Annotated in this window: 9 protein-coding genes; 3 read left to right on the top strand and 6 right to left on the bottom strand. The window is 72.3% G+C overall.

Annotation, left to right across the window (positions count from 1 at the left end):
* Positions 1-69 precede the first annotated feature (69 nt).
* The 4 genes from QC283_RS26585 to ssd all read right to left on the bottom strand — a co-directional run bounded on the left by QC283_RS26585 (position 70) and on the right by ssd (position 4602).
* Positions 70-891, bottom strand: coding sequence for a type II secretion system F family protein (locus QC283_RS26585; RefSeq protein WP_383524467.1), 822 nt, complete (start codon positions 889-891; stop codon positions 70-72).
* Positions 888-1760 carry a type II secretion system F family protein gene (locus QC283_RS26580; protein ID WP_279564216.1) on the bottom strand — a complete coding sequence of 291 codons (873 nt, stop codon included), beginning with the start codon at positions 1758-1760 and terminating at the stop codon, positions 888-890. Before QC283_RS26580 ends, QC283_RS26585 begins: the two co-directional genes overlap by 4 nt.
* Positions 1757-2926: a TadA family conjugal transfer-associated ATPase gene (locus QC283_RS26575; RefSeq protein WP_398012224.1), complete on the bottom strand. Its 1170-nt coding sequence runs from the start codon at positions 2924-2926 to the stop codon at positions 1757-1759. The genes QC283_RS26580 and QC283_RS26575 overlap by 4 nt, the downstream gene beginning before the upstream one ends.
* A 548-nt stretch (positions 2927-3474) precedes the next feature.
* Complete coding sequence (ssd, locus tag QC283_RS26570) at positions 3475-4602, bottom strand: septum site-determining protein Ssd (protein ID WP_279564214.1); 1128 nt, start codon at positions 4600-4602, stop codon at positions 3475-3477.
* Between the two features lie 672 nt (positions 4603-5274).
* Here ssd and QC283_RS26565 point away from each other — a divergent pair.
* On the top strand, positions 5275-6120 hold the full coding sequence (locus QC283_RS26565; RefSeq protein WP_279564213.1) for an HAD family hydrolase: 846 nt from the start codon (positions 5275-5277) through the stop codon (positions 6118-6120).
* 465 nt (positions 6121-6585) lie between these two features.
* On the opposite strand, the gene QC283_RS26560 is transcribed toward QC283_RS26565, so the two are convergent.
* The gene (locus QC283_RS26560) at positions 6586-7410 is read right to left on the bottom strand and encodes an oxidoreductase (RefSeq protein WP_279564212.1); all 825 of its coding nucleotides are present in this window, start codon (positions 7408-7410) and stop codon (positions 6586-6588) included.
* Positions 7411-7521: 111 nt separating this feature from the next.
* Between QC283_RS26560 and QC283_RS26555 the strand changes: the two genes are divergently transcribed.
* Entirely contained in the window at positions 7522-8502 is a 981-nt protein-coding gene (locus QC283_RS26555; RefSeq protein ID WP_279564211.1) for an ATP-binding protein, read from the top strand.
* A 79-nt stretch (positions 8503-8581) separates the two neighbouring features.
* On the opposite strand, the gene QC283_RS26550 is transcribed toward QC283_RS26555, so the two are convergent.
* Positions 8582-9865 carry a polysaccharide deacetylase family protein gene (locus QC283_RS26550; protein WP_279564210.1) on the bottom strand — a complete coding sequence of 428 codons (1284 nt, stop codon included), beginning with the start codon at positions 9863-9865 and terminating at the stop codon, positions 8582-8584.
* A 346-nt stretch (positions 9866-10211) separates the two neighbouring features.
* Here QC283_RS26550 and QC283_RS26545 point away from each other — a divergent pair, with 346 nt between their 5' ends.
* Positions 10212-12788: a SulP family inorganic anion transporter gene (locus tag QC283_RS26545; RefSeq protein WP_279564209.1), complete on the top strand. Its 2577-nt coding sequence runs from the start codon at positions 10212-10214 to the stop codon at positions 12786-12788.
* Positions 12789-12963: the final 175 nt, after the last annotated feature.

The following is a 12963-nucleotide window of genomic DNA, read 5'->3' as shown; positions in this document are numbered from 1 at the left end:
CACTCGCTCGTCCGTCTGGCACCCGTCGGTCACCCACCCATGGGCTCGGCGCCCGCCCGCTCCGGTCCCTCAGCCACCTCCTCCCCCGTCTCCCAGCACCCCGCCCGCGAGGCCGATCACCACCGGCAACACACCCACCGCGATGAAGGCGGGCAGGAAACACAGCCCCACCGGCGCGGTGACCATGACGGCCGCCCGGCGTGCCCGTGCCGTCGTGGTCCGGGTCCAGTCGGCACGGGCCTGAGCCGCGAGCCGGGCGACCGGACCGGCCGCGGGCAGGCCTGACACGTCGGCCCGTTCCAGCAGCCGCGCCAGCGGCCCGGCACTCGGGATCGCGGCCAATGCGCGCCAGGAGCCGCCCGGTTCACCACCGAGCCGGACCTCCGCCGCGCCGCGCACCAACGCGTTCCCGACGGGGCCGCCCAGGGCGTCACCCACCGCCTGGGCCGCGGCCACCGGCCCGGCGCCCGCCGCGATACAGGCCGCCAGCAGGTCAGCCGCCAGCGGCAGTTGGCGAGCGGCCTGTGCGGCGACGGCCTGCGCCGCTTCCGCACCGACGGCCGACCGTCCAGAGCGCCGGCGCCACAGCACTGCCGCGCCCACCAGCCCCACCACGACGCCGGCGACACCCCCGACCAGGACCCACCCCGCACCCACCGTGCCCGCCAGAGGCAGCCAGCCGCGGACGGCGTCCAGCACCTCGGTGCGCCGGGGAACGGCGCGCGCCGGTTCCGGGGCCAGCAACCCGGTGAGCCGCCTGCGTACCGCCCGCTCCCGCCGCACGGCTCCGAAGCCTCTCGCCAGCCACCCGGCGACCAACACCGTCGCCACCACTGCCCACACCACTGTCCACACCGTTGCTCCCAGCCTGTGGACGACATCCCCGTTCACGACACCGCCTCCGCTCCCCGCACGATCCGCGAGACCCACCACACGCCCACGCCCTCCAACACCCCGCCGGCCAGCAGACAGCCCAGCCCGGCCCCGGTGTGCAGCAGCACGCGCAACGGGTCGGAGCCGAGGGCGACACCGAGCAGGAGGCCCAGGGCCGGCAGGCCGGCGAGCATCACCGCCGTGGCGCGAGCGCCCGCCAACTGGGCGCGCAGGTCGGATCGCTGGTCCCGTTCCGCGCGTAGCGCGCCCTCCAGCCGGTCGAGCCCGGCCGCGAGTCCGGCCCCCTGGTCGACGGCGACCCGCCAGCACGCCGCGAGCCCCCGCAGCCCCTCCGCACCCGGTTGCCGTGCCGCCGCCGCGAGCGCCCCCGGGACGTCGCCGCCGAAGCGGGCCGCTGCCAGCACCGCCGCCTGCCCGTCGCCGAGTCCTCCGGAGTCGTGCGCGGCATACAGCAGCGCCTCACCCGGCTGCCGCCCCGCCCGCACCTCCCCGGCGAGCGCGCCGCACAACGCGATCACCGCGTCCCGCCCGCGCTCACGGTCCCGCCGTGCACGGCCCGCCAGCCGCGTCCGCCGCAACAGAGGCACCCCGGCCGCCCCCGCGACGACCGGCAGCACCGAACCACCCAGCACCGCCAGCACCAGCCCGGCCGCCAACGACCACCACTCGGGCCTCAACCGGCCACGGACGCGCCTCAGCCCGTCCGTCACCCGACGCACCGGTGGCACCCCGGCCCCGGCCGCCCCGCCGGCGAGCAGCAGCCGCGCCCGCCGCGCCCCGGAGTGCCAGCCCCTCCCGGCCAGCCACGCCGCCGCCGACAGACACGCCAGGGCCACGCCCGTCGACAGCCCGCCCGGCCCCGTCACCTGTGCGCCTCCGGTCCACCGGCCCGCGTTTCGAGCCCGCCACCGCGCAGCAGCTCCCGCAGCCGCTCCCAGCCGCGCTCGGCCACGAAGGCCTCCCCGCCCCACCGCAGCGCCGGCACCGTCCGCACCAGCCCCGACGGGTCGCGCTCCAGTACGTGCACCTCAGCGATCCGGCGCCGCCCGGTTCTGTCCCGTACCAGGTGCAGGACCACTGAAAGGGCCGCCGCGAGCTGGCTGTGCAGGGCCGCCCGGTCGAGGCCCGCGGCCGTGCCGAGTGCCTCCAGCCGGGCCGGTACGTCGGCGGCGGCATTGGCGTGCACCGTCCCGCAGCCGCTGTGACCGGTGTTCAACGCCGCCAGCAGATGGACCACTTCGGCGCCGCGCACCTCACCGACGACGAGCATGTCCGGTCGCATGCGCAGCGCCTGCCGCACCAGGTCCTCCAGGGTGACCAGGCCCGCTGCCTCCTGGTTGGCGGGTCTGGTCTCCAGGCGGACGACGTGCGGATGGTCCGGCCGCAGTTCCGCCGAGTCCTCGGCGAGCACGATGCGCTCGTCCGGTCCGACGAGCCCCAGCAGCGCACTCAGCAGCGTCGTCTTCCCGCTGCCGGTGCCTCCGCTGACGAGGAAGGACAGCCGTGCTCCCAACAGCGCGCGCAGGACGCGGTCACCGCCGGGCGGCACGGTGCCCGCCGCCGCCAGTTCGTCGAGCGTGAACGCGCGCGGCCGGACCACCCGTAGCGACAGACAGGTGCAGCCGACGGCGACCGGGGGCAGTACGGCGTGCAGCCGGGTGCCGTCGGGCAGCCGGGCGTCCACCCACGGCCGGGCGTCGTCGAGCCGGCGCCCGGCGACTGTGGCAAGGCGTTGCGCGAGCCGTCGTACGGCAGCGGCGTCCGGGAAGGAAACCGTCGTCAGTTCCAGGCCGCCGCCCCGGTCCACCCAGACCCGGTCCGGGGCGGACACCAGCACGTCGGTCACCGACGGGTCGGCGAGCAGCGGTTCCAGCGGCCCGCTGCCGACGAGCTCCGACCTCAACTGCTCGGCGGCACCGAGGATCTCTGCGTCCCCGAGCACCCGCCCCTGCTCCCGCAGGGCCTGCGCCACTCGGGCGGGCGTCGGCTCGGCCCCGCTCTCGGCAAGCCGGCGCCGGACGCCGTCGAGCATCCCGGGCGCGGGGCCGGGGCCTCTCCGGGAAGCCTCTGCCCGAGACCACCCGGACATCGGCCCCGTGGACGGCCCATGGGCCGCACTCGCCGATGCGGGGATCCCGCCGGAGACCGATCGCGAGAGGCTTGCTGACACCGGTCCCGAGGACCACCCGGACTCCGCTCCCGAGCCACCTGGGGAAGCCGCTCCCGAACGACCCGGGGAAGTCGCCCCTGGAAACTCCGGGGAAGTCGCTCCCGAGGACGTCCTGGAAGCCCAGCCCGGGACCACCCGCCCGGTCGGCCCCGCGTTCGTCGTCCCGGTAGGCCTGCGGCCCGGCACCCCGATCGCGGTCAGACCTCCGGGCATCCCGGAGGCCTCGACCGGCGCCCGCTCGTCGGCCGGGCCGGGCGCCGCTACGCCGTCGATCCCTCCGGACACCCGAGGGGCCGGCACGCCCGCGGACCCGCCGACAGCCGGCTCCGGCCACCTGCCTCCTGCTCCCTCGGCCGACACGCCACCAGCACGCATGCCGTCACCCGCCCTCTCCGGGCTCACCGACGCCCTCACGTCGCCCCGCCCGTCTCCACCAGCGCCCGCTCCCAGAACCCCCGGCAGAAGCGCGCCAGCGGCCCGCGTGCGGACGCGCCCGGAGGTCGCCTGCTCTCGGTGGCGCGCAGGAGCCCGGACTCGACGGGCACCTCGCCGGCCAGGGGCAATCCGAGCAGCCGGGCCACCTCCCGGTCGTCGAGGCCGGAGGCGTAGGGCCCGCGCACCGCGACGCGGAGGTCCCGCAGAACCATGCCGACGGCCGTGGCCACCCGGTCGGCCGCCGCGACGGCCCGCAGTTCGGCCGGTACGACGAGGAGCCCGACATCGAGCTGGGCGAGCACCTCGGCGACGCCGTCGTCGATCCGGCGCGGCAGGTCGACGACGACCGTGCCGCCCCCGCGCCGCGCCGCCGCGAGCACCGCCCGTACGGCCTGGGGCGGCACCGTGACACGCTCGCCCCGGTCCCAGCTGAGCACCCGCAGCGAGTGCAGCTCGGGCAGCGACTCCTCCAGGGCGCCGCCGCCGACCCTCCCGCGCGAGGCCGCGAACGCGGGCCACCTCAGCCCCTCGGCCGTCTCGCCGCCGAGGAGGACGTCGAGACCACCACCCAGCGGATCGGCGTCCACGAGGAGGCTGCGCAGCCCCTCGCGCGCGGAGGTGACAGCGAGTGCGCAGGCCAGGGTGGACGCTCCGGCGCCGCCCCGGCCACCGATCACGCCGACGGTGAGAGCGGGCCGTCCGACGCCCTCGGCGACGTCGGCGATGCGGTCGACCAGCCACTGCTCTCCGTCGGGCAGCATCAGGACGTGGTCGGCGCCGATCTCGACGGCCCGCTGCCAGACCCCCGAGTCGTCCTGGTCCCGGCCCACGAGGACCACTCCTCGTCTCCGCGCGGCACCGCGCACGCGCCGCGCGGCGTCGTCGCCGACCAGGACGAGCGGTGCGGCCTCCCAGCTGCCCCGCTGTCCGGAGGAGGCGGGCGCCGCCGCGGGCACCGAGTGGTGCACCTCCGGCGTGGCGCCGGCCGCCGCGCACAGGCGCAGCAGGTCGTCGAGGAGCTCGGTGTCCTCGGTGACGATCAATGGCCCGCTCTGCCACCCTCCGGCGGCGGGTGGCGGGTCGTGGGTGATGGTTCCGGTCATGACCTGTGTCCCCCTTCGTCGCGACTCCCGTGGTCGCGCCCGGCATCTGTGATCTCGCACAGCCCTCGCGGCCCCGCGATTCCTCACCGTGTGGCAGAACCGGCAACCGGTCCCCACACGAACGGCCGGCGTGAACGCCCGAGGTGAACCCCGACTTCTACGTCGGCTTGAACTTCGGTCGATCCCGGCCATACGCGTCCTGCAAACAGAACCGGCCGTAGAACTCGGCGCGGCCAGGACGCATGGGAATCACGATGTGGCGATCCGGGAAATCATGTGGATCTTGATCGAAAACCGTGGACAACTCGATGGTTGTGAATATCGCCTTCACCCAAACCGGTGAGCTCCACCTCGCCCCGTCCACAACGCGCACGACTCCCGCAGCGCAGCGCGTCGACTACTCTCCGTATGCGACCATGCTCATGACAACGCCTGTCGCGACACCGGCACGTCGAGCGGCCTGGAGCGGGATGAAGAGAGGAAAAACCCACCCGGACATGCGACGACCCCCGCCGGGGGGGAGAGCGGGGGTCGTCTCCACGGCCGACTCGGGGGGGGGAGGAGTCGGACCGGGTTAGCACGGTCGCGAACGATCCGTGACTTCCATGGTGTACCCGAGAGCCATCTCAGGCAAACCCACACGCCCCACCTTACGCCGAATGGGCTGCGCCTATGCTCAGGGTCGTGGAAAACCACTCCTTGCCCCACTCCATGCCCCGCGCGGCGGCCTTCTTTGACCTGGACAAGACGGTCATTGCGAAGTCGAGCACGCTCACCTTCAGCAAGTCGTTCTACCAAGGCGGGCTGATCAACCGCAGGGCTGTCTTGCGTACCGCATATGCCCAGTTCGTCTTCCTCGCGGGCGGGGCCGACCACGACCAGATGGAGCGGATGCGCGAGTACCTCTCCGCGCTCTGCCGCGGCTGGAACGTCCAGCTGGTCAAGGAACTCGTCGCCGAGACCCTGCACGACCTGATCGACCCGATCATCTACGACGAGGCCGCCTCACTGATCGAGGAGCACCACACCGCCGGCCGCGACGTCGTGATCGTCTCCACGTCGGGCGCCGAGGTCGTCGAGCCGATCGGTGAACTGCTCGGCGCGGACCGGGTGGTGGCGACGCGCATGATCGTTGGCGACGACGGCTGCTTCACGGGAGAGGTGGAGTACTACGCGTACGGCCCGACCAAGGCGGAGGCGATCCGGGAGCTGGCCGAGTCCGAGGGGTACGACCTGACCCGCTGCTACGCCTACAGCGACTCGGCGACCGACCTGCCGATGTTGGAGTCCGTCGGCCACCCCCACGCGGTGAACCCGGACCGGGCTCTGCGTCGAGAGGCTCTCGCGCGCGAGTGGCCGATTCTCGATTTCCATCGCCCGGTACGGCTCAAGCAGCGGATCCGGGGCTTTCCCGTACCGCCCCGCCCCGCCCTCGTCGCCGCCGCCGCGGTGGGCGCCGCGGCGGCCACCGCGGGCCTCGTCTGGTACGCGAGCCGACGGCGGTCCTCGGCGGCCTGACCCCGGCCCGACCGGTCCACGGCGGTCCGCTCCAGCGGACCCCCTTCACCTTTCACTCGCGTATGAGCGCGAAAGTAAAGAAGTGCGGCTCGCACTTCCACTTGCTCCGGGGCAGGAGTACAAAGGACTCAACGGCCCGCGAGACCAAGGACATCCGAAAGGATCACCTTAAAACCGCATTTGGCCCCACGGACCGCGCATGAACACAGGGCACCCACGCGACGTCGACCCGTCGATTACGGGCCAGCCGCACCAGGTGACGGGCGAAGTTCCCGACCTGATGGGCAACATATCGAGGGACGCCTGGTAACCCGGTGGTCATGCCAGCGGCGGTACGAGCACTCGTACCGCCGCATTTCTGTCGCGCCTCTCGCGCGGCTCCGTGACCAGGTCGCTCGGTGCTTACGTCGCTCCATGCCTACGTCGCCCCGGCTCACGCCACTCCGCGCTCACGCCACTCCGCGCTCACGCCGCCCCACGCTGGAGCGCCTCGCACACCGCCGTCGACTCGCGCGCGCCCAACTCGACCGCCCTGCCGCAGTGGGCGATCCACGCGGCCATGCCCTCCGGGGTTCCGGAGGCATAGCCGTCGAGCGCCGCCAGGTAGGACGCGCGCCCCAGTTCGGCATGGCCGACCTCGGCCGGGCAGACCGATTTCGGGTCCAGACCACTGTTGATCAGGACGATGCGCTCGGCCGCGCGCGCGACCAGGCCGTTGTACGAGGTGAAGGGACGCAGCGCCAGCAGCTCACCGTGCACGACGGCGGCCGTCACCAGCGCCGGCGCGGACCCGCCCCCCATGACCAGCCCGGCCAGGCCGTCCAGACGACCGTGTGCCTCCTCGGCGTTCGGCAGCGGCAGCTCGACGAGCGGCTCGTCCACCGGCTCGCCCTCCTGACGGGGCCGCCCCACCTGATCGGCCTTGTCCGCGGCCGCCACAAGATGCAGCCGGGCCAGCACCCGCAGCGGGGACTGCCGCCAGATGGACAGCAGCTGCCCCGCCTCGGCGGTCAGCCGCAACGCCGCGCCCACCGCGCGTGCCTCGTCGTCGCCGCTGAAGTCGGTCCGCCTTCGCACCTCCTCCAGCGCCCAGTCCGCCCCGGACAGCGCTGCCGAACCCCGCGCGCCGCGCAGTGCGGCCTCGGAGGTGATCTCGTTACTGCGGCGCCGCATGATCCGGTGGCCGTAGACGCGGTCCACGGCCTTGCGTACGGACTCCACGGACTCGGCCACGCCGGGCAGTGTGCCCAGGGCCGCGAGCGGATCGGCGGTCGCGCCTGTCGTACTCATGGGTACGACCCTACGCATCCCGGCGCCACACCCCACGAACGAGTGGTCTTCTTCACGTGCACCCAGACCCTCACACCACTCACGGCTATCTCACCACTACCCTTTGCGAACATGAAAATTGCTTTCGTCGGGAAGGGCGGCAGCGGAAAGACCACCCTGTCCTCCCTGTTCATCCGCCATCTCGCCGCCACCGGTGCGCCCGTCGTCGCGGTCGACGCCGACATCAACCAGCACCTGGGGACCGCGCTGGGCCTCGACGAGGCGGAGGCGGCCGGACTGCCCGCGATGGGCGAGCACCTCGCGCTGATCAAGGACCATCTGCGCGGCACCAACCCGCGCATCGCCTCCGCCCAGCAGATGATCAAGACGACTCCGCCCGGTGAGGGCTCGCGTCTGCTGCGGGTACGCGAGGACAACCCCGTCTACGACAGCTGCGCCCGGCCGGTGGAACTCGACGGCGGGGCCGTCCGTTTGATGGTCACCGGGCCCTTCACGGACGCCGATCTGGGAGTCGCCTGCTACCACTCCAAGACGGGAGCGGTGGAGCTGTGCCTGAACCACCTGGTCGACGGCCGTGACGAGTACGTCGTGGTCGACATGACCGCGGGCTCGGACTCGTTCGCCTCCGGCATGTTCACCCGCTTCGACATCACGTTCCTCGTCGCCGAGCCGACCCGGAAGGGAGTCTCCGTCTATCGCCAGTACAAGGAGTACGCCCGCGACTTCGGCGTCACCCTGAAGGTCGTCGGCAACAAGGTTCAGGGACAGGACGACCTCGACTTCCTCCGCGAACAGGTCGGGGACGACCTGTTGGTGACCGTCGGACACTCGGACTGGGTGCGCGCCATGGAGAAGGGCCGGCCGCCCCGGTTCGACCTCCTGGAGGGCGCCAACCGCCGCGCGTTGCGCACCCTGCACGCGGCCGCCGACGGGACGTACGAGCTGCGGAACTGGGAGCACTACACGCGCCAGATGATCCACTTCCATCTGAAGAACGCCCACAGCTGGGGCAACGAGCGCACCGGGGCCGACCTGGCGGCGCAGGTCGACCCCGGGTTCGTCCTCGGCGAGGGCGTCGTCGCGCCGGCGTGACGACGGCCTCGCCGCCTCCGCCACCTCAGCCGCTTCCGCCGCCTCCGCCGGTCTCGCCGGCTCCCGCCGGGACGGACGGCTACCGCTCGGCGGCCGGCGCCCCGGGCACGCCCTTCGGTGCCGGTGCCGGGTCGGCCGAGAGGAAGGACGCCCAGCCCTTCTTCGGGGCCTCACCGACGTCCAGCGTGCGCAGCTTCTTCAGGACCTTCGGGTCCTGGGCGTCCAGCCAGTCCGCGAGCTGCCGGAAGGAGACGCAGCGCACCTCGTCCTTGGTGCACACCTCCTCGATGACCTCCTCGATGGCACGCATGTACGTGCCGCCGTTCCAGGACTCGAAGTGGTTGCCGATGATCAGGGGCGCGCGGTTGCCGTCGTAGGCCCGCTGGAAGCCCTGGAGCAGGCCGTCGCGCATCTGGTCGCCCCAGAACTCGTGCTTGGCGGGATCGCCCTGGGTGGTGGTGCCGGACTGGTTGACCATGAAGTTGTAGTCCATGGTGAGCTGCTCGAAGGTGTGCCCGGGGAACGGCACGAGCTGCATCGACAGATCCCACAGCTCCTGCTTCTTCTTCGGCCAGACCTGGTTGTTCACACCGCTGCTGTCGTAGCGGAAGCCCATCTCGGCGGCGGCCCGCGTGAAGTTCTCCTGGCCCTCCAGACACGGGGTGCGGGCGCCGATCAGTTCCTTGTCGTAGTCGAAGGGGAGGGGCGCCGCGTTCCTCATCCCCGTGTTGGTCTTCCAGGTCTTGACGAACTGCTTGGCCTGGCGGATCTCCTCCTTCCACTCCTCGACGGACCACTCGCCGACACCGCCGCCGCTGCCGCAGAAGTGGCCGTTGAAGTGGGTGCCGATCTCGTTGCCCTCCAGCCACGCCAGCCGCAGCTGCTTGACGGTGTCGGCGATGCCCTGCTCGTCGTTGAAGCCGATGTCGGAGCGGCCCGGGGAGTGCTGCGGCGGCCGGTAGAGATCCCGCTTCTCCTTCGGCAGCATGTACACGCCGCTGAGGAAGTACGTCATCGTCGCGTCGTTCTCCTTGGCCACTTCACGGAAGTGGGAGAACAGTTTCTGGCTGTCCTCGCCCGCGCCGTCCCAGGAGAAGACCACGAACTGCGGGGGCTTCTGGCCGGGCTTCAGGCGTTCGGCCCGGGGCAGGTGCGGCTGGGCACCGGTGTACGCGGTGGAGCCGTCGCCGATCAGCCGGACCGCGTTCTTGGGCGCGGGCGCCGCTTTCCCCTTCTCCTTCTGCGGACCGTTCGTCCCTTCATCGGAACCGTTACCGCTGCCGATCGCGCAACCGGCGAGCGACGCGGCGCAGACCGCGGCGGCGATCGCGGTACGCGCGGCGATCCTGTGGGTGGCGGCCATGTTCCGCCCACCTTCTTCCTTCTCTCGGGCCCACGCCGACGAGGCGATGTCGGGTACTGAGCCGGGATGTGCCGTCAGCGCCGTCAAGGTGACACGCATGCGAGAAGGAATTAGTACGACAAGCCGATGAAATACCCGATTCACTCGCTTGAGCGGTTCATTGCTCCATTTGATCGAAAAGTCTATGCCTCTTCTTTACTCTGAATTACGATCCATTTACCGAGTGCGACCTTCAGTCACTCGGACATCCCGCTGCTGTACGCCGTGACCCACGGCCGCGAATCGTCCCCGCCCAGCGCGGGCCCCCCATGACCGCGACCGCGCAGCCCCGGAGGAGACGGGAAACATGTCAGCCTGCGTCCCCGCCCGCGCCGATTCGGCCCGAACCAAGCACGTCCATCCACCCCACAGCCCGCCGCCCGGCGGCCCTCGGCGCTTCCGCGTCGCGGGCGCCGACCTGTCGGCCTCGATCGCGGTCTTCCTGATCGCGCTGCCGCTCTCCCTCGGTATCGCCCTCGCCACCGGCGCTCCCCTCCAGGCCGGTCTCGTCGCGGCCGCGGTGGGCGGCATCGTCGCCGGATGGCTCGGCGGCTGCCCGCTCCAGGTCAGCGGCCCGGCCGCCGGACTCACGGTGGTCACCGCCGACATCATCGTGCGCTACGGATGGCGTACGACCTGTGCCATCACCGTGCTCGCCGGGCTCGCCCAGCTGGGCCTCGGCTGTCTGCGCGTGGCACGCTCCGCGCTCGCCGTCAGCCCCGCCATCGTGCACGGCATGCTCGCCGGCATCGGCGTCACCATCGCCGTCGCCCAGCTGCACATCGTCCTCGGCGGCACACCGCAGAGTTCCGTACCCGACAATCTGCGTGCCCTGCCCGCCCAGCTGGCGAGCCCCAGACCGGCCGACCTCGCGGTGAGCGTGCTGACCCTGACCCTGCTGCTGCTCTGGCCGCGTGTCCCCGGCCGGGCCGGGCAGCTTCTGGGCAAGGTTCCCGCCGCCCTGGTCGCCGTCGCCGGCGCGACCGTTGTCGCGGCCCTCGCCGGGCTCCGCCTGCCCAAGGTCGACCTGCCGTCCTGGAGCAGCCACGCCCTGGCCACGCTGCCCGACGGGCCCGTGCTCGGCCTCGTCGCCGCCGTCCTCACCACCACGCTGGTGTGCAGCGTGCAGTCCCTGCTCGGCGCGGTCGCCGTGGACAAGCTGGTCGCCGCCCGGCCTGGCCTGACCGGCCGCGTGAAACGCTCCAACCTCGACCGCGAGCTACTCGGGCAGGGTGCTGCCAACATCGTCTCCGGGTCGCTCGGCGGACTGCCCATCGCCGGTGTGGCCGTGCGCAGTTCCGCGAACGTGGGGGCGGGCGCCGTCAGCCGGAACTCCACGATGCTGCACGGCGTTCTCGTAGTGATCGCCGCACTGCTGATGGTCCCGGCCCTGGAGTTCATCCCCCTCGCCGCGCTCGCCTCCCTGGTCATGGCCGTCGGCCTCAAGATGGTGTCCCTGAACCACATCCGCACAGTGACCCGCCACCGTGAGGTGCTGGTCTACGCGGTCACCACCTGCGGCGTGGTGTTCCTCGGCGTCCTGGAGGGCGTCGCGCTGGGCATCGCCGTGGCCGTCGGCGTCGCCCTGCACCGCCTGACCCGTACCCGGCTCACGCACGAGGAGACGGAGGGAGTCCACCACGTACACGTTCGAGGCCAGTTGACGTTCCTCGCGGTGCCAAGGCTCAGTCGAGTCCTGCATCACGTCCCCCAGGGGGCGGACGTCGTCGTGGAGTTGGACGGGTCGTTCATGGACCACGCGGCGTACGAGACGCTGCAGGACTGGCAGAAGACGCACACCGCGCAGGGCGGCTCCGTCGACATCACCGGCCGCCGGCCCGGCACCCGTATCTCCGAACCGGCCGACGTGGACGGCTGCCGCTGCCGCCCCTGGACACCCTGGCGCAACCACCAGTGCGAGCGCCCGGGGCAGGCGCCCCGGCCCGGCACAGACCGACAGGACGGCGCCGGAGTGACCGGCGGCACGGCGACCGGCCCGAACAGCCCAGACAACCCGGACAACCCAGGCGGCCCAAGCAAGCCAAGCAGCCCAAGCGACCCGCACGGCCTGAACGCCCCGCCCGCCCTGAACGACCCTCCCGGCCCGAGCGACCCGCCCGGCCCGAGCGGTTACGACAGACCTGGCAGGCGCACCCGGCCCGGCGGGCCGAGCGCGCCCAGTGGGGCCAGTGGGGCCAGCGGACGGGAACTGGCGCGTGGCATCAGCGCGTTCCAGCGCAACACCGCCCCGCTGGTGCGCGGTGAGCTGGCCCGGCTGGCCCGTGAGGGGCAGCAGCCCTCCCAGCTGTTCCTGACCTGTGCCGACTCACGGGTGGTCACGTCGATGATCACCTCCAGCGGCCCCGGGGACCTCTTCGTCGTGCGCAACGTCGGCAACCTCGTGCCGTTGCCCGGCGAGGAGAGCGGCGACGACTCGGTGGCCGCCGCGATCGAGTACGCGGTGGACATCCTGAAGGTGCGGTCCATCACGGTGTGCGGGCACTCCGGTTGCGGAGCCATGCAGGCACTGCTGAGCGCCGAGCCCGGGGGCGCGCGAACCCCGCTCAAGCGGTGGCTGCGGCACGGGCTGCCGAGTCTGGAGCGCATGCCGGAGGACGAGGACGCCCGGCCCCTGCTGGCCGGACGCCGGCCCGTCGACGCGGCAGAGCGGCTCTGCCTGGCCAACGTGGTCCAGCAGCTGGAGCACCTGCGCGCCCACGACGCGGTGTCCCGGGCCCTGGACGCGGGCGACCTGGAGCTGCACGGCATGTACTTCCACGTCGGCGAGGCCCAGGCGTACCTGCTCTCCAAGAGCACCGGGGACGGGGAGAGTGCCGGGGACGGCGTGTTCGAGCTGGTCCTGGAGACCGACCTGACCGCCTGAGTACATGAGCGGACGGGGAGCCGAGGCGCGCGGAGTGTGAGCGGTATTACGGACGCTGAACCCCGCGCCCTCGGCATCCGTGGGTACGGATGACCACTGGTCACGAAGACGGGCCATGACGAGATAGGTCTAAACCAATTTCCCGTCGACCCTTGTCACCGGCCCCCCGGGTCTG

This window comes from Streptomyces sp. DH41, from assembly GCF_029813785.1.
Taxonomy (GTDB): Bacteria; Actinomycetota; Actinomycetes; order Streptomycetales; family Streptomycetaceae; genus Streptomyces.
Note: the sequence above shows the minus strand (reverse complement) of the source record. Positions and strands in the feature narration are given on the sequence as shown.